The 16,527-nt window shown below is 63.7% G+C and carries 13 protein-coding genes; 7 read left to right on the top strand and 6 right to left on the bottom strand.

Translation table 11 applies throughout. From position 1 onward, the window contains the following. The first annotated feature begins 1 nt into the window (after position 1). The 3 genes from Amn_RS26255 (at position 2) to Amn_RS26245 (ending at position 4,435) form a co-directional block, all read left to right on the top strand. Positions 2-952 (top strand): glycosyltransferase family 2 protein, encoded by a 951-nt coding sequence (locus Amn_RS26255; protein WP_286293810.1) that lies wholly within the window; start codon positions 2-4, stop codon positions 950-952. Positions 953-1,016: 64 nt separating this feature from the next. Then, positions 1,017-1,910, top strand: a complete 894-nt coding sequence (locus tag Amn_RS26250; RefSeq protein ID WP_067956202.1) for a UTP--glucose-1-phosphate uridylyltransferase — start codon at positions 1,017-1,019, stop codon at positions 1,908-1,910. A 152-nt stretch (positions 1,911-2,062) separates the two neighbouring features. Further along, positions 2,063-4,435, top strand: a complete 2,373-nt coding sequence (locus Amn_RS26245) for a polysaccharide biosynthesis tyrosine autokinase (protein ID WP_067956204.1) — start codon at positions 2,063-2,065, stop codon at positions 4,433-4,435. On the opposite strand, the gene Amn_RS26240 is transcribed toward Amn_RS26245, so the two are convergent. Continuing rightward, entirely contained in the window at positions 4,432-5,370 is a 939-nt protein-coding gene (locus Amn_RS26240) for an IS481 family transposase (protein WP_067955524.1), read from the bottom strand. The genes Amn_RS26245 and Amn_RS26240 overlap by 4 nt on opposite strands. A gap of 99 nt (positions 5,371-5,469) precedes the next feature. Beyond that, entirely contained in the window at positions 5,470-6,117 is a 648-nt protein-coding gene (locus tag Amn_RS26235; protein ID WP_312883692.1) for a metallophosphoesterase, read from the bottom strand. Positions 6,118-6,440: 323 nt separating this feature from the next. On the opposite strand from Amn_RS26235, the gene Amn_RS26230 reads away from it, so the two are divergent. After that, positions 6,441-7,523 carry a DNA topoisomerase IB gene (locus Amn_RS26230; protein ID WP_067956206.1) on the top strand — a complete coding sequence of 361 codons (1,083 nt, stop codon included), beginning with the start codon at positions 6,441-6,443 and terminating at the stop codon, positions 7,521-7,523. An 11-nt stretch (positions 7,524-7,534) separates the two neighbouring features. Here the strand turns inward: Amn_RS26230 and Amn_RS26225 are convergent, their stop codons facing one another. After that, positions 7,535-8,866: a sensor histidine kinase gene (locus tag Amn_RS26225; RefSeq protein WP_067956207.1), complete on the bottom strand. Its 1,332-nt coding sequence runs from the start codon at positions 8,864-8,866 to the stop codon at positions 7,535-7,537. A 232-nt stretch (positions 8,867-9,098) separates the two neighbouring features. On the opposite strand from Amn_RS26225, the gene Amn_RS26220 reads away from it, so the two are divergent. After that, positions 9,099-11,081: an acyltransferase family protein gene (locus Amn_RS26220; RefSeq protein WP_286293800.1), complete on the top strand. Its 1,983-nt coding sequence runs from the start codon at positions 9,099-9,101 to the stop codon at positions 11,079-11,081. A 16-nt stretch (positions 11,082-11,097) separates the two neighbouring features. On the opposite strand, the gene Amn_RS26215 is transcribed toward Amn_RS26220, so the two are convergent. Then, the gene (locus Amn_RS26215; protein WP_067956213.1) at positions 11,098-12,363 is read right to left on the bottom strand and encodes an AGE family epimerase/isomerase; all 1,266 of its coding nucleotides are present in this window, start codon (positions 12,361-12,363) and stop codon (positions 11,098-11,100) included. A gap of 225 nt (positions 12,364-12,588) precedes the next feature. Between Amn_RS26215 and Amn_RS26210 the strand changes: the two genes are divergently transcribed. Beyond that, positions 12,589-13,683, top strand: coding sequence for a fatty acid desaturase (locus tag Amn_RS26210; RefSeq protein WP_067956214.1), 1,095 nt, complete (start codon positions 12,589-12,591; stop codon positions 13,681-13,683). A gap of 83 nt (positions 13,684-13,766) precedes the next feature. Here the strand turns inward: Amn_RS26210 and Amn_RS26205 are convergent, their stop codons facing one another. Together Amn_RS26205 and Amn_RS26200 are read right to left on the bottom strand one after the other, a co-directional pair. Next, positions 13,767-14,696, bottom strand: a complete 930-nt coding sequence (locus Amn_RS26205) for an Lnb N-terminal periplasmic domain-containing protein (protein WP_246790444.1) — start codon at positions 14,694-14,696, stop codon at positions 13,767-13,769. Positions 14,697-14,874: 178 nt separating this feature from the next. After that, on the bottom strand, positions 14,875-15,765 hold the full coding sequence (locus tag Amn_RS26200) for a LysR family transcriptional regulator (RefSeq protein WP_286293795.1): 891 nt from the start codon (positions 15,763-15,765) through the stop codon (positions 14,875-14,877). A gap of 130 nt (positions 15,766-15,895) precedes the next feature. Here Amn_RS26200 and Amn_RS26195 point away from each other — a divergent pair, with 130 nt between their 5' ends. Then, on the top strand, positions 15,896-16,522 hold the full coding sequence (locus Amn_RS26195; RefSeq protein ID WP_067956226.1) for an RraA family protein: 627 nt from the start codon (positions 15,896-15,898) through the stop codon (positions 16,520-16,522). Positions 16,523-16,527 lie beyond the last annotated feature (5 nt).

Genomic DNA, 16,527 nt, shown 5'->3' with positions numbered 1-16,527 from the left:
GATGCAGCCTGACGTCAGCTTCGTCATCGCCGCCTACAATGCCGAGGCAACGCTCGGCCGCGCCATTGACAGCGCGCTGGCACAGCAAGGCGTCACCGTCGAGGTGATCGTCGTCGACGACTGCTCATCCGACGCGACGATTGCGCTTGCACGGGCCTATGCCGATCCGCGTGTGCGGGTCGTGGCGCTGGAGAAAAATCGCGGCCCAGGTGGAGCGCGCAACGCTGGCCTCGATGCGGCGCTGGGGCGCTGGGTCGCCGTGCTCGATTCGGACGATGCCGTCCTGCCCGACAGGCTTTCGGCAATGATCGGCAGGGCTGATGCTGGCTCTGCGGCGATAGCGGTCGACAACATCGTGGTTGTTCACGACGACGGCAGGCCAAGCGAAGTAATGTTCGCCGAAAGCTATCTCGAAAAACTCGGCAATCTGACGCTGGCGGACTTCATCAGCAGCAATGTCGTCTTCGAGGCGACGTTCAATTTTGGTTACATGAAGCCGATATTCTTGCGTGAATATCTCGAGACAAATGAGCTCCGTTACGACGAGAATTTGCGCATCGGCGAGGACTATATCCTGCTCGCCAGCGCGCTCGCACGGGGCGGCGGCTGCATCGTCGAACCCGCTGTAGGCTATGCCTATCACGTGCGAAACGGCTCCATTTCAAGAGTTCTGGAGCTTCATCACGTCGAGGCGATGCAGCGGGCGGATGCCATCTTCGAGGCGGCTTACTGGCTCGACGGAGAGGCGAAAAAGGCGTTCACGCGACGTGCCCGGAGCCTCTCCCGGGCTGCCTCATTCCTGTCACTGGTTGCGCACATCAAGCAGCGGTCGCCGCTCAAGGCGGTACGGACCGCACTGGGGGACCCGGCGGCGGTTCGACATTTGCGGATGCCTATAGAGGTCCGGCTGCGCCGGCTTGCCAGGCAGTTCGCATACCGGTCCGGCACATGATGCGCGTGCCCGGAGCGGCCAAGAACAAGACGAGGAGAGTTACATGAGCGAGAGGATTGGCACGATGAAGAAAGTCAGGAAAGCGGTGATCCCGGTGGCGGGTCTCGGCACGCGGTTCCTTCCCGCGACTAAGTCGATGCCCAAGGAGATGCTGCCCGTGGTCGACAGGCCGGTGGTGCAGTATGCCGTCGACGAGGCGCTGGAGGCCGGCATCGAGCACATCGTCTTCGTCACCGGCCGCAACAAGGCTGTCATCGAGGACTATTTCGACCTTCACCCCGAACTCGTCGGCACGCTCGAACAGGCCGGAAAGGTCGACCAGATCAGGTCGCTGGAGAGCCTGCTGCCTGTGCCCGGCGCCACCAGCTTCACCCGCCAGCAGGCGCCGCACGGCCTCGGTCACGCCGTCTGGTGCGCCCGCGACATCATCGGCGACGAGCCCTTCGCGCTGTTGCTGCCCGACATGGTGTCCTTCGGCAAGCGTGGCTGCCTGGCCGAGATCATGGACTTGCATGCCGTGTCAGGCGGCAACGTCATTGCCGTCGAGCAGTGCGATCCGAGTGAAACGAACAAGTATGGCATCGTCGGCAAAGGCCCCGATGTCGGTTCGGGCTTCGAGGTGACGGCGATGGTCGAAAAGCCGGCACCGGCCCAGGCGCCGTCGAATTTCTACATCAACGGCCGCTACATCCTGCAGCCGGAAATCTTCAACCTTTTGGGCACGCAGAAGCGTGGCGCCGGCGGCGAGATCCAGCTGACCGACGCAATGGTGCGCCTTGCCGCGAGCCAGGCCTTCTTCGCCCGGCCATTCAATGGCCGGATGTTCGACTGCGGCTCCAAGGAAGGTTTCATCCAGGCCAATGTCGCCTTTGCCCTGAAGCGGGCCGACATCCGCGATTCCGTGCTCGATGCCATCCGCGAGATGGTCGCCGAGCAGGATCACGTCGTCGCGGCCTGACATGATCGGTCCGTCGCGGCGGCTGGAATGGCCACCACGACGGTGTTCGAAAAGAGCCGTGCCCGTCGGGCGCGGTAGATTGCGTAGCTGAAGTCGGCTTCGCCAGAACCCAGCGAGCAGCGGCCGCTGCTCAGGCAAGAACTGGAACGCAGATGAACTACGCCAGCTTTCCCTTCGGCAACCGCCTTGCCGCGTCTCGCGAGGACGCGCGCGAGGGGAGCGACTTCATCGACCTCGAACGCCTGCTGGCGATGGCCAAGCGCCAGGCCAAGGTGGTCGGCGTCGGCGCCGTCATCGGCCTGCTGCTCGGGCTTGTCTATCTGCAGACGACGCCACCGACCTTCACGGCGTCGACCCGCGTGCTGATCGACGAGGGCATGAACAAGATGGTCGACGAGGTGTCGGCGACGCCTGTCAACATGCAGACCGATGCGGCGATCCTGTCACAGATCGAGATCATCAAGTCGGCGCGGCTGGCTGCCGTGGTGGTCGAGAAGCAGAAGCTCGACCAGAACGCCAGCTTCATGCAGCCGCCGCAATCGCTGCTGTCGACGCTTGTCGGCTACGCTCGCGGCTTCCTGCAGGTTTTCCGTTCCGCGCCCGAGATCGCCGGCAGCCCCGAACTTACCGATGCGCAACGCAAGGCGATGGCCGACGCCGCCCGCAAGGAGCAGGCGGTGGCGATGCTGCAGAACAACATCATGGCCGAGCGCTCCGGCCGCAGCTATGTCATTTCCATGGCCTACCGCGCGCATGATCCGCAACTGGCGGCTGCGATCACCAAAGCCTATGCCGATGCCTTCGTCGCCGACCAATTGGATGCCAGCTTCGACGCCACCGAAAAGGCGGCCGTCTGGCTGCAAGGCCGGCTGGAGGAACTGCGCACGAGTTCGCAGAAGGCTGCGCTCGAGGTGGAAAAATTCCGCGCCGAGAACGGCCTTGCGGCGGCGCGCGGCGAAACCATCGCCGAGCAGCAGCTTTCCGATCTCAACGCCCAGCTGATCCTCGCACAGGCCGATACCGCCAAGGCGCGGGCGCGCTACGAACAATACCGCACCATCGTCGAGAGCGGGCCGGAAGCGGCGGTCGGCAATTCAACCCTGTCGGCGGCCGAGGCAGGCAATCCGCTGATCTCGGAGCTCAAGAAGCGCCATTCCGGCGTATCGAAGCGCGAGCAGGAGATTTCGGCCGGCTTCGGTCCCAACCACCCTCAGGCGGTGGCGCTGCGCAAGGAACAGAGCGACCTCGCCACCCAGATTTTCCGTGAGCTGAGCCAGCTTTCCGAAACCTATCGCAACGAATTCGAGGTGGCGCAGTCGCGCGAGACCGCGCTCCGCAACTCCGTGTCGGAGGCGACTGGCCAGAACTCGAGCGCCAACCAGGCGCAGGTGCGGCTGCGCGAACTGCAGCAACAGGCGACGGCACTCAGCACGCTCTACCAGACCTTCCTGTCGCGCTACGAGGAGGCGTCGCAGCAGCGCTCCTTCCCGATCGCCAAGGTCCGGGTGATTTCGGAAGCAACGATGCCGCGCGGCCCGTCGAGCCCGCGGACCTCGATGGTGTTTGGCCTGGCGCTGGTGCTCGGCGTCGTCCTCGGTGCTGCCTTCGGCGCACTCAACGAATTCAACGAGCGCTTCTTCCGCACCGCGGAGGACGTGCGCGAAAGGCTGGGCGTCAAGTTCCTCGGCTACCTGCCACTCATCGCCTCGAACGAGGACAGGAAGGACGCCGGGAAGACGGGCAATATGGGCACGCCGCCGCCGTCGCGCGCGGCGGAGCTTATGAAACGCCGGGCCAGGATGCGCATCGCGGTCGACCAGCCGGCGTCGATGTTCGCGGAAACGCTGCGCAGTACCAAGATCGCCGGCGACGTCGTGCTGCAGGACATCGGCAGCAAGGTGATCGGTGTCATCTCGATGCTGCCGGGCGAGGGCAAGTCGACGGTTGCCGCCAATCTGGCCGGCCTGATCGCCAGCAATGGCGCAAGGACGCTGTTGATCGACGCCGACCTGCGCAATCCGGGCCTCAGCCGCAGCCTTGGCATCGATGCCGAGCAAGGGCTGGTGGAAGCCGTGGTCAACGACCAGGGCTGGCAATCGGTGGTGAAGGTCGACCGCCAGAGCAAGATGGCGATCGTGCCTGCGGTGGTGCGCGGCCGCTTTTCGCATACCAGCGAACTGCTGTCGTCGGCCGGCATGCGGCGTTTCATCGACGACGCCAAGGCGACCTTCGACTACATCATCGTCGACCTGCCGCCACTCGGGCCGGTCGTCGACGCCAAGGCGTTCGCGCCGCTGGCCGACGGTTTCGTGCTGGTGGCGGAATGGGGTGCTACCCCGCGTCCGCTGGTCCGCTCCGGGCTCGGCGCCGAGCCGCAGATCGCCAGCAAGGTGCTCGGCCTGGTGCTCAACAAGGTCGACTTGAAGAAACTGCCGCGCTACGGCGCCTATGGTGGCTCGGAGCAGTTCTTGGAACGCTATTCCAGCTACTATATCGACAAGAGCGAAACCAAAGCCAAGGCCTAGGTGTCGTTTCCAAGAAGGTTGTTCAGTCTTTGGAACGGGCTGATGCCTCCAAGGGCCGAGTGTGGGCGTGCCAGGTTGTAGTTGGCTGCCCATTGGTGAATGGCCTTGGCGCGTTCGTTCGATGAGGCGTATGGCCTGGCATAGGCCCATTCGCGCAGCGAAGTCTGGATGAAGCGCTCGGCCTTGCCGTTGGTGCGCGGGGTGTAGGGCCTTGTGCGGATGTGTCGGGCACCGGCACCTTGGAGTGCCTGGGCGAACAGTTTGGAGCGATACGCCGAGCCGTTGTCGGTCATCACCCGCTCAACCCTGGCGCCCAGCCTGGCGTACCAGGCCAGTGCCCGGTTGAGGAACCCGGTGGCATCATCCCGGCCCAGGCTGGGCAGCAGTTCGACATAGGCGAGGCGCGAGGCATCGTCGATGGCGACATGCAGGTGTTCGTAGCCGATGCCTCGGGCGCGATGATGGCCTTGGTGCTGACCCGTGATCCGATGGCCAACGCCGTCGATACGGCCCAAGGTCTTGATGTCGATATGGATCAGTTCGCCCGGCCGCTGCCGTTCGTAGCGCAACACCGGGGGCCGGGGATCGAGCCAGGCCAGCCGGTTCAGTCCCAGCCGGCGCAGCACCAAGCCTACCGTCGAGCGCGCCAGGCCCAAGGACCGGGCAATTGCCGGCCCGGTCATGCGCTGGCGCCGCAACTGCTCGATCCGCGACACCTGCATGGCTGCCAGCCGATGCCGGCAGCGGTGCGGAGCCGAACTGCGATCGTGCAGAACCCGGTCGCCGGCCCGGTAGCGGTCGAGCCAGCGATAAGCCGTTCGTTCCGAAACCCCGGCCGAACCGGCAGCACGCCGCACGCTCCAGCCCTGTTCAATTCGTTGCACCAAAAGCACTCGACCTGACGGCGTCAGACGCGCATTCTTATGGACGTTCATTCGGGGAGCTCCACTGAAGGTTGGTTGGCTTCGCAACCCCAGCTTCTCAGTCCCTCCTCGAATGAACAACCTTCATAGCTTCGACACCTAGGTCGCGAGCTAGGAGAAAAACAGCCTGCCGCTCTTGCCTGATATGCGCACCGCCGTCAGCCGACCAGTCTTGAAGGCGCCGGTGTCGATGTCCAGCCGGCGGCCGTCGATGCGCGGATGGTCAACCGGCGTGTGGCCATGCACGACCCAGCGGTCGAGCCGACGCGACGCCTCGAAGAACTCCTCCCTGATGTAGAGCAGGTCGTCGTCTTCCTGGTCGAGCAGCGGCACGCCGGGCCGGATGCCCGCATGAACGAACACGAAGCGTTCGGAATAGGCCATGATCGGCAGGTCGCGCATGAAGGCGATGTGTTCCGGCGGGATGGTTTCGCGAATATGGTCGTCGAGCCTGTTGCCGCCGCCATAGAGTTCGCCGAGATGCTCGGCGTCGATGCCGTAGGAGAACAGCGTGCTGCGTGCACCCGTGGACAGCCACCGAGCCAGTGACAGCTTGCCGTCGAGATAGTCGAGCGTCTGGGTCTCGTGGTTGCCCATCAGGCAGAGACGCTCGAAGCCTGGTGGCGGCGGGGCTATGAGGTGATCGATCACCTGTGCCGAATCGGGGCCACGGTCGATATAGTCGCCAAGCATGATGATCAGCTTGCGGCCGGGCAGGATGGCCGCGTCGGCAACGACCTTGTCCTCGAGCGTGCGCAGTTCGCGATAGCAGCCATGGACGTCGCCGATCGCATAGACGACCGTTCCGAACAGGTCGATCTCGATGCGCCGACGCCCGGGTGACTGTCTTTGCGAACGGAAATTCAGAAAGCTGACCAGCCTGTCGCCTCGCTAGAATTGTCGGGTTGCGTCCCGACGCCGGGCACGTCAGTGCCTGAGATCACAGTGCGCGGCGGGCGTTTCCGTTTCCTGAACGTAGCCGTTGGCATGCTTGATTTGAACCAGGATGTCGTTGCAAGCAACAGCGTGCCGGAACCCATGAGCTGCATCCAAGTTAGCGTTGATCCCGAGGGATCGCACCGATGCGGAAAGACACCGAGCAGTCCCGGCGCGTGCCGGACGAAAATGCCGAGGCCGCGCATGACGCATCGCTGGCTTATGTCAGCGACGACGAGCCCGGCATATCAAGGAAAAGGGCAGGCAAGCGCCTTCTCTACGAAACGGCCAATGGCGGAAAGGTCGCCAGCAAGGCGGTTCTTGCGCGCATCGATGCGCTTGCCATTCCTCCGGCATGGACTGATGTGTGGATTTGCGCCGAAAGCAACGGTCATATCCAGGCGACGGGACGCGACCAGCGTGGCCGAAAGCAATATCGCTACCATCCCGACTGGTCGGAAAAGCGTGACGAGCTCAAATTCTCGAGCCTGGCCGAATTTGCACGCGCGCTGCCGCTGCTGCGCCGCCGGATCGACAAGGATTTGCGGCTGCGCGGAATGGTGCGCGAGCGGGTCGTCGCAGCGGTGGTATGGCTGCTGGACAATACAATGATCCGGGTGGGTGGCGCCGCCTATGCCAGGGAGAATGGCAGCTTCGGGCTGACGACGCTACGCAACCGCCATGTCGACATCGAAGGTTCGACGCTCAGATTCGCCTTCAAGGGCAAATCGGGAAAAGAATGGCGTTTGCGGCTGGTCGACAGGCGTATGGCAAAGATCGTGCGCAGCATCCAGGAACTGCCCGGCCAGACCCTGTTTCAATATCTCGACGACAATGGTGCGCGGGCGCCGATATCGTCCCAGGACGTCAATGACTACATTCGAGCTGCGGCGGGCGCAGCTTTCAGCTCCAAACATTTCCGCACCTGGGGCGGAACCGTGCGCGCGATGGCGCTGTTTTCCAGAACGCCGGTGCCCGAGCGGGCGGAAGCGAGGGCGCAGGCATGCAACGAAGTCATTGACGACGTTGCCAGGCACCTCGGTAACACGCGGGCCGTCTGCCGAAAAGGTTACATTCATCCGGAAGTGATTTTGGCGTGGTCGGAAGGGCGGTTGTCTGACGAGCTGGCTGCGTCCCGCCCCAAGGCCGGCTCGCAGCTTGACGTCGACGAGCGCATCACTCTTGCCTGGCTTTCGCGGCAAGAGAAGCGAAGCCGACTGCAGAGGTGAAGCTACTGCCGTCAGGGAGCGGGCGTCCGGACCAGGTCAAGCGGTGCGTCGAGCGTCCAGGTGACGCCATCTGGTTGGAAGCTGAGATGGCCTACGCCGTTCAGCGCCAAAGGCGCGACGCGCTCGAGCACGATCCGGCCAAATCCTTTGCGCGAGGCCTTTCCAACGGTCGGTCCGTTGGTTTCCTTCCAGGTCAGGCGAAAGCGATCGGAAGCGGTCCAGCCGATTTCGACGGTGCCAAGATCGGATGACAGCGCGCCATGCTTGGCCGAATTGGTGGCAAGCTCATGAAAGGCCATGCCAAGATTCTGGACCGCCATCGTCGACAGCAGGACCGGCTCGCCCGATATGGTGATGCGGCGCTCGGCGGCAAACGGCCGGATCTGGTTGCTGACCAGATCGGCCAGGTCAGCGCCGCGCCAGTCACCGTCGACAAGCAGATCCTGGGACTGCGACAGCGCCATGATCCTGTTGCGGATCTGGGTGTCGAATTCGGCGATCGTCGTTGCGTGCTTGCCCGTCTCGCGGATCATCGACAGGATGACGGCGAACTGGTTCTTCACCCGGTGGTTGACCTCGCGCATGAGCATGCGGATGCGGCTCTCGCTTTCCTTGCGCTCGGTAATGTCTCTGGCGATCTTCGAGGCGCCGATGACCTTGCCGGCGCCGTTGAGCACCGGCGATACGGTGAGCGAAATGAAGACAAGGCTGCCGTCCTTGCGTTTCCTGATCGTATCGAAGTGGTCGACGCGCTGACCGCTCCGCACCTTGCCGAGGATGACGTCCTCTTCGTCCTGCCTGTCATCTGGGATCAGCATGCGGACGTGCTTGCCGATGGCTTCATCGGCGCTGTAGCCGAAAAGCCTGGTGGCGCCGGCGTTCCAGCTCTGGATGACGCCGCACAGATCCTTGCTGACGATGGCGTCGTCGGAAGATTCGACGATCGAGGCGAGGCGCTGGGTTTGTATCTCGGCCTGCTTCTGGGCCGAGATGTCGACCAGAAGATTGATGGCACCCGTTATCTCGCCGGTTTCGTCGCGTATTGGCGCGGGGAAGGCGAGGAACGGCACCAGAGTGCCATCTGGCCGCTCGGCTATGGCCTCGGCGTTGCGGATCGCCCGACCCTCCTTCAGGGCCCGCGCCATCGGGCAGTCGCCATGTGCCAGCGGTTCGCCCTCCGCCGTCCGAAGCCGCCAGGAGCCGCACCACGAGTCCTTGCCGATTTCGGGCCGGTGACCCCAGAGTGCTGCTGCGGCTTCATTGAAAAAGGTGATCCGCCCGCTGGCATCGGTCGTATAGACCGCAGCCGGCAGCCCGCCGAGCAAAGTCTCGCGATTCGTCATGTGGCCGCCCTGGTTCCGTGGGGCATTAACGACCAATGCCCGCATGAGTTCCGTTCATACAGAAATCGACACTCGAAGGCGCGGAAATGCACGCGTTTCTCCCGGGTAAGGTGTTCGGAAAGGCGGCTTTCATGTTGCATTGCAACATAGTTTGAATTGTGCCCGCGGGCATGGTCGCCCAACCTGCCGTCATGTCCAGCACGCACATCACAGCACACGTTGCAGCAAAGACATGACGGCACCTGTCACCACCTTCCGCCCCGACATCGAGGGCCTGCGTGCCATCGCCGTCAGCGGCGTGATCGCCTTTCACTTCGGCATGTCCGACCTGCCGGGCGGTTTCATCGGCGTCGATATCTTCTTCGTCATCTCGGGCTATCTGATCACACGCCATCTGATGCAGGAGATCGGCCGCAGCGGGACCGTCGATCTCTGGCGCTTCTATGGACGCCGCGCCCGACGGCTGTTGCCGGCATCGCTTCTGGTGATCGCCACCACGCTTGCCGCCGGCTATTTCATCCTCGCGCCGTCCGAGCAGCAGCTTTACGCCAAGGGTGCGCTGTTTGCCTCGAGCTACGTCATCAATCTCTGGCTGCTGCGCTGGTCTTTCGATTATTTCGCCGCCGACACGGCCAGCAACCCGTTTCTGCATTTCTGGTCGTTGTCGGTCGAGGAGCAGTTCTATCTGCTTTGGCCGGCGTTCCTGCTGTTGGTCGCGTGGTTCCGGCCGGGGGCAAGGGGTATCGCGCTCATCCTCGGTGTGGTTGCACTGGTGTCGTTCGGCGTGAGCGCCTGGATGACCTCGGAGTCGCAGCCCTGGGCCTTCTATTTCTCGCCGCTGCGGGCCTGGGAATTCGCTGTGGGCGGGCTCGTTTCGCTTGTTGTGGCGGAGCGCTGGGCATCGGGTTTTCGATTCTCGCCTGTCATGGGCTGGACTGGTATCGCATTGATCGCCGTCGCCTATCTCAGCGTCTCGGAGACCGATCCTTTCCCCGGCTTCCTCGCGTTGCTGCCGGTCGCGGGCACGGCGATGCTGCTGCTGTCAGGCGCCCGCAAGAGTGCTGTCGGGCCGGCAAGCCTGCTGTCACTGCCGCCGTTCCAATGGACCGGCAAGCTGTCCTATTCGCTGTATCTCTGGCACTGGCCCGTCATCGTCTATGCGACGATCCTGTGGCCTGACCTTACGCTTGCCGGCAGGCTTGCCTGCCTGGCGGTGACGGTCGGCCTGTCCTTCCTCAGTTATCGGTATGTCGAGAATCCTGTTCGCTCCAATGGCTGGCTTTCGGCCGGTTCGCTGCGCTCGCTGGGTTTGGCGGCGCTGCTGACCTCGCTCGGCGTGACATTGTCCTTTGGCGCAGCTCAGATTGCTGCGCGAAGTGTCGGCCCGGAGCAGAAGTTGATCGCGGACAGTGCTGCACGTTCGTCGTCGGCGCGCCAGATAGACAGCGCCTGCGTTGCCAGCCTCGAGCAGACCAAGCCGCGCAGCTGCAGTCTGGGTGCATCGAAGCCGCAAAAGACGATCGTGCTGTTCGGCGATTCGCATGCCGACCACTGGTCGACGCCGCTGGCAAAGATTGCCGAGACCAACAACTGGCGGCTGGTGACCTATCTGAAATCGTCCTGCTCGGTGGCGGCGGTGCCGACATGGAACGTGCGATTGATGCGGGCCTATTCCGAATGCGATGCGTGGCGGCAGACGGCAATGAAGGAGATCGCCAGCCTCAAGCCCGATGCGGTGATCGTTTCGCAGTTTTCCTACAGCTACGTCGAAAACGACGTCAATGGCGGGCTGAAGCATCTGGTCAGCCGCGACGTCTGGGCGGGTGGCCTGAGGGCATCGCTTGCGGCGCTTCGCAAAACCGGCGCCGAGGTCGTGCTGCTCAGGGATGTTCCCGTTCACAAGTCATATCTCGACCGTTGCGTCGCCCGTTCGTTGTGGCAGGGCAGGAGCAGTACGGTCTGCGACACGCCGCGACGGGAAGCGATCGACGAACGGGTGTCGAAGACTGAACAAGTGGCGAGCGCCGGGCTTGATGGCGTCCGCTATGTCGACCTGACCGAGCTGTTCTGCAACGACACGACCTGCCCGGCGATGATCGGTGGCAAGCTGACCTTCCGCGACCGCCACCACATCGCCACGCCTTTTGCGGCGACCCTTGCCGGTTCGATGCAGCGCGCGATCTTCGGCAACCAGGTGGCGGCGCGCTGGCCGTGAGGCCGGACCGATCTTGCTAGAGGCGGATGCCCGTCTGCAGCAGGCCACGGGTGATGCTGCCCGAGGTCGGCAACAGTGGGATCAGACAGGCCTGGAGCGCGTGGTAGATGTCGGGCTTGCCGTAGAACGGGCCGGCATTGGGCTTGAGATCGTCGTCGAGCTGGGCGTGCCAGCCGCCATTGGCGCGGTCGATGAAGCGGCTGGCGCAGAAGCTCCAGATACGGCGGTACCAGGCCTCGTAGGCAGCGTCGCCGCCGATGGCGTTGAGTACGGACGCGGCACCGATCGCCTCGCAGCACGGCCACCAGTAGCGATCCCTGATCCGGGCCGAGCCGTCCCATTCGAGCGTGTAATAGAAGCCGCCCTTGGCGGTATCCCAACCGTCTGCCGTCGCCTGGCCGAACAGGTTCCTTGCCGCGTCCGGCAGCCAGGCATGCTTGCGGCCGCCGAGCTCCCACAATTGCAGCAGCAGCCGTGCCCATTCGAGCGAATGGCCAGGCGTCGTGCCATAAGGGCGGAACATCGGGTCGCCGGAGTAATCGCGGTCGAGCTTCCATTCCGCCGTGAAATGCTCGGGCAGGCGCCAACCGGCGGCAGCCGAATGGCGGCGGATGATCAGGTCGGCGATGCGCTCGGCCATGGTGAGATAGATGCTGTCGCCAGTCGCCTCGAAGGCGGCCATCAGCGCCTCTGTGAGGTGCATGTTGGAGTTCTGGCCGCGATAGCTGTCGAGCGGCTGCCAGTCGCGGCTGAACTCTTCCGCCACCGCGCCATGCGCCTCTTCCCAGAATTTTTCAGACAGGATTGTCGAGATGTCGGTCAGCAGGCGGTCGGCGTCGGGGTGGCCGGCGACCTTGGCGCTGGAGGCGGCAAGCAGGACGAAAGCATGGCCATAGGCCTGCTTGGTGTCGTTGGTCGGACCGTCATAACCGACGCCCCAGAAATAGCCGCCATTGGCTGTGTCGCGATGGCCGTTCCAGAGGAAATCCATGCCGTGGTCGACGAGCACGTCGGCGCCAGGGCGTCCCATCAGATGGGCAATCGAGAAACAGTGCACCAGGCGCGTGGTGACGTGGATCTGTCGGCCGGCGAAGCGGCCGGGGACGGCGCCCGGCGCGAGCGGGTGGCCATGATCGTCGAGGTCGTGGAAGCCGCCGAGCGGATTGAGGCTCTGGCGTTCGAAGAAAGAGAACAGCGCGTCGGCCTGCTGCAACAGCCACAAGCGATGGCTTGGAAGCGTGGTCCATTTGGCCGAGCCGGCGGAAATTTCCAAAGAAGCCATGGATAGGAGTTCCCTGCGGCTGCTGGCCGCGCCTCGATGATTTCCCCGACCTAAGACGTAATGGCCCGCGCACTCAACAGGAAAACGCCATGATTTGCGTCCAGCGGTGCATAGACGCTGGATACGGCTAATATGCCACGGTGGTGCCACTAGCCATGGCGCGTGCCGCGCATTATGGACAAATGGCGCGCTTGACCGAGTTGGCAGCGAGATTTCGGGGACTAAATGACGAAATTGATGTCGTCCAAGGCGGACGACCTGCCCAAAGGGTCTGCCCAGGGTGCGGATCATGCGGCTGAAAAGGCGCTCGTTCGCCGGCTAGCCTCGCATTGCAACCGCTTTCGCGACCCCGACGACCGCCGCGCGGCGTTCGAACTGGCGGTGACGCTGATACCTTTCCTGGTGATGGGTGCAACGCTTATCTGGCTCGCAACCTATGCCGGCCCGCTGCTCGGCGGTTGGCGCTGGCTGCTGATGGTGGCGTTGGCGCCGGTCTGTGCCTCGTTCCTGGTGCGGTTGTTTGCCATCCAGCATGACTGCGGTCACGGCTCGTTCACCAGTTCGCGTATGGCCAACAAGACCATCGGCCGGGCGCTGAGTGTCTTCACCTTCACGCCCTACACGCTATGGCAGAAGGCGCATGCCGTGCACCATGGCGGCTCGGGCAATCTCGACAAACGCGGCATCGGCGACATCGATACGCGCACGGTTGCCGAATATGAGGCGATGACCACCAGCCAGCGGCTGATGTATCGCATCTATCGCAACCCGATCATCCTGATCGTCATCGGCGTGCCGATCTACTTTCTGATCATGCACCGGCTGCCCTACAACGACGCCATTCCGCGCGTCGAGGCATGGCGCAGCGCCGGCGGCCTCAACGTGGCGCTGGTGCTGGTCTATGGCGGCCTCGTGCTCTTGGCCGGCTGGGCGGTGATGCTGGCGGTTCTGCCCGTCGTGGTGATGGGCGCCTGGGCCGGCGGCTGGCTGTTCTACGTCCAGCACCAGTTCGAAGAGACGCGCTGGGATGCGGGCGACGCCTGGGACCTGCATGTCGCGGCCTTTGGCGGCAGCTCGTGGTATGCCTTGCCCGCTGTGGCGCAGTGGATCACCGGCTCGATCGGCCTGCACCACATCCACCATCTGTGCAGCCGCGTGCCGTTCTATCGCCTGCAGGCCTGCTTCGACAGCAATGCCGAGCTTCGCGATGCCAGCCAGACGGTGAAGCTGACTTTCTGGAAGAGCGTCGGATGCGTCAATCTCGCGCTGTGGTGCGAGGATCGCCGTCGCCTTGTGACCTTCGCCGAAGCCAGGGTCTAGCTGCCTCTTGGCGGTGTGATGGCCGGCAGTGCCAGAGCTTGGCGCCTTCTGGCTGAAAACGACCTCCAATTCCCAGGTTCCGTCTAGAGGGCCGGTTGCGGCACGCCCTCGCGGATCAGCCGCGAGAAATCGCCGGTCAGCCCAACCGCCAGCGCGCGCTGGGCGATATGGGCGCGGCTGCGCAGCTCCTGCACCGACATGCGTGTGTCGAGCGCGCCGCGGTCATAGGCATATTCGGGCAGGTAGCCGTTGACGATCAGGCGCCAGTCGAACGGGGTGACGTCGCCGACGGCGCGCATCATCCTGAAGATGACGGTGGTGCAGTTGGTGGTGATCGAATTGTAGAAGCGCGGTGTTGCGGCCAGCGCATTGGCATCGGCGACATAACCGAGCAGCAGCGCCCGGGCGGCGGTCGGTGAGACGTTGAGGCGATAGAGCTGGACGTCCTCGCCGCGAATGTTCGAGCGGACGCCGACGACGTCGCGCTCGTCGGCGGCGACGATGACCAGCGGGTTTGCCTTGAACAGATCGGCGATCGGCGAAAACTGACCGCCATTCTGCCGCCGCACCTCGACCGACCAGGCGAGCTGGTCACCGCCCTCGAAGCCGAAGCTCATGATGACATGGGCCATCTCGGGCCCGGCCCAGTAGGACATGAACAGGTCGAGCGTCTTGAGCTTGCTCAGGTCGTAGCTGCGCGTCGTCCAGCGTTCGGTGAAGTCGCTGTTGCTGCGCCAGTCGAAGTCGCGGACATCTGTCAGGGTCAGCATGTCGCCGTCGCGCCGGCCGGTGACCTGCCGGGCCACGTCGGGCGCAAACTCGGCATGGTCCGACGGAACGATGGTGTTCCACCATACCAGCACCGCGGCGAAGCCGATGGCGAACAGTGCCAGCCCATGCAGGCGCCAGGGCGTGAACAGGGCGATGGCGGCTGCGATGCCGAGCAGGACGAACAAGCCTGCGGCCAGTCCCCTGGCGATGTCAGGCGCCGGCAACCGATACCAAAGCGCCATCGCTGCCCAGGCGGTGGTGAGCACGATGGCGATGACAAGGACGATGGCCGAAACGATCAAGCCCACACTGCGCACTGCCAACTCCGGTCGGGTTCATTTCGATGCTCACGCCGAGATCGCAGATCGGCTGTCCGGCGGCAAGGCGGCATTGGCACGCCAGTGGCGATTTGCGCGGCACCTATTGCAGCCGGAAATCGCAGATTTCGGCGCTCAGGGCCGCGACTTCCTCACAGAACTGCACATGGTAATCGTTCCTGAAGGTGGCGAAGTATTCGAGATTGGGCAGCTCCATCTCGGTGCGCACGACGCACAGCCGGCCATCGGCGACCATGTTCCTGAAGAAGGCGTGCGGCAGGATGGTGACGCCCATGCCATGGGCCGCCAAGTGAGCCAGCGCCACCATGTTGTTGCAGGAAATCGTCCGCTTGAACGGCAAATTCGGGTCGTCGATGACGCTGTGCAGGATCGGCCGCAGGATCGAGCCGGTCGTCTGGATCAGCAATGGATGCTTGGTGAGATCGCTCAACGTCGCGTTGTCCTTGCCGTCCAACAGCTTCGGGCTGCACATCCACACAAGCTCGATGGCGCCAAGCGGCGTGCTGACGAATTGCGGCTCCTGGATGACTCGCGGGCAGATGACGAAGTCGAGGCGGCGGTCGACCAGGCGCTCGAGCAGGGAGGCGGTGAGGTCGATCTCGGGTTCGAGTGTGATCATCGGATAGCGGTCGAGAATCCCGGACAACAGTTCGGGCAGCCATGACAGCGCGACGAGATCAGTGACGCCAAGGCGAAAGCGGAATGACGGAACCGACGATTTCTTTGCCAGTGAGTTCAGGCGATCGTTCAGGCGCAGAATCTGCTCGGCGATTGCGCGGATCTCTTCGCCCTTGGTCGTCAGGACCGGCTTGCGCCCGGTCCGATGGAACAGCGGCGTCGAAAACCTGGCCTCCAGTTCGCCGATGCGCTTGGAGATCGTCGACTGGACCATGTTCAGATAGTCGGCAGCAGCCTCGAAACTGCCCAGCGTGCTGACCCAGTAAAGCGCCTCCATCTGCTTGATCGTGAACATGAATTCCTCCTGATATGAAGAATAGTGATGCCTTCTGATGCATTAATATCGCTTTTCTTCAGGAAGTGACACTCCTATCCCTTTGACGACTGGAGGCCGCTGATCCGCGGTCGCCAAGGGAGGAGCTATCATGACCGTCACCGAACTGCCGTCCGCGGTGCCCGTTTCAGACGAACTGCTGAAACAATACGCCAATGTCGCGACGTCGATCGTCAGCGACAATCTGGACCGTCTTCCGGGCGCGGTCGGCCTCTTGCCTTTTCATGCCGGCGGACAGCTGGTCGGCACGGCGCTGACGGTGCGGACGCGTCGTGGCGACAATCTCGCCATCCATGCGGCGCTGCGCATTGCGCGTCCCGGCGACGTCATCGTCGTCGACGGCGGCGGTGACACCAGCCAGGCGCTGATCGGCGAGATCATCCTGGCCCATGCCGAATCCCTTGGTGTTGCCGGCTTCGTCATCGACGGAGCTATCCGTGACGTCGCAGCCATCAGGGCCAGCAAGCTGCCTTGTTTTGCCCGCGGCGTCACCCATCGCGGCCCCTACAAGAATGGCCCCGGCGCCATCAACGTCGACGTCGCCATCGGCGGCCTCGTCGTTCATCCGGGCGACCTGGTCGTCGGCGACGAGGATGGCGTTGTCGCCCTGTCGCCGAAGGTGGCGGCCGACATCCTGCCCGGCATCCGTGCCCAGGAGGAGAAGGAACGACTGAAGCTGGAGGGCTTCAGGACGGGTGCGCGCCTGCGCGCCGTCTAGCCGCG

The sequence above is a fragment of the Aminobacter sp. Y103A genome (assembly GCF_030294925.1).
Classification (GTDB): Bacteria; Pseudomonadota; Alphaproteobacteria; order Rhizobiales; family Rhizobiaceae; genus Aminobacter; species Aminobacter ciceronei.
This window is presented reverse-complemented; position numbering and strand designations above follow the sequence as displayed.

Bases quoted from the DNA above. Each gene is read 5' to 3' on its own strand.
- Amn_RS26255 (WP_286293810.1), top strand. From the start codon at position 2: ATGCAGCCTGACGTCAGCTTCGTCATCGCCGCCTACAATGCCGAGGCA.
- Amn_RS26250 (WP_067956202.1), top strand. From the start codon at position 1,017: ATGAAGAAAGTCAGGAAAGCGGTGATCCCGGTGGCGGGTCTCGGCACG.
- Amn_RS26245 (WP_067956204.1), top strand. From the start codon at position 2,063: ATGAACTACGCCAGCTTTCCCTTCGGCAACCGCCTTGCCGCGTCTCGC.
- Amn_RS26240 (WP_067955524.1), bottom strand. From the start codon at position 5,370: ATGAACGTCCATAAGAATGCGCGTCTGACGCCGTCAGGTCGAGTGCTT.
- Amn_RS26230 (WP_067956206.1), top strand. From the start codon at position 6,441: ATGCGGAAAGACACCGAGCAGTCCCGGCGCGTGCCGGACGAAAATGCC.
- Amn_RS26225 (WP_067956207.1), bottom strand. From the start codon at position 8,866: ATGACGAATCGCGAGACTTTGCTCGGCGGGCTGCCGGCTGCGGTCTAT.
- Amn_RS26220 (WP_286293800.1), top strand. From the start codon at position 9,099: ATGACGGCACCTGTCACCACCTTCCGCCCCGACATCGAGGGCCTGCGT.
- Amn_RS26215 (WP_067956213.1), bottom strand. From the start codon at position 12,363: ATGGCTTCTTTGGAAATTTCCGCCGGCTCGGCCAAATGGACCACGCTT.
- Amn_RS26210 (WP_067956214.1), top strand. From the start codon at position 12,589: ATGACGAAATTGATGTCGTCCAAGGCGGACGACCTGCCCAAAGGGTCT.
- Amn_RS26205 (WP_246790444.1), bottom strand. From the start codon at position 14,696: ATGGCGCTTTGGTATCGGTTGCCGGCGCCTGACATCGCCAGGGGACTG.
- Amn_RS26200 (WP_286293795.1), bottom strand. From the start codon at position 15,765: ATGTTCACGATCAAGCAGATGGAGGCGCTTTACTGGGTCAGCACGCTG.
- Amn_RS26195 (WP_067956226.1), top strand. From the start codon at position 15,896: ATGACCGTCACCGAACTGCCGTCCGCGGTGCCCGTTTCAGACGAACTG.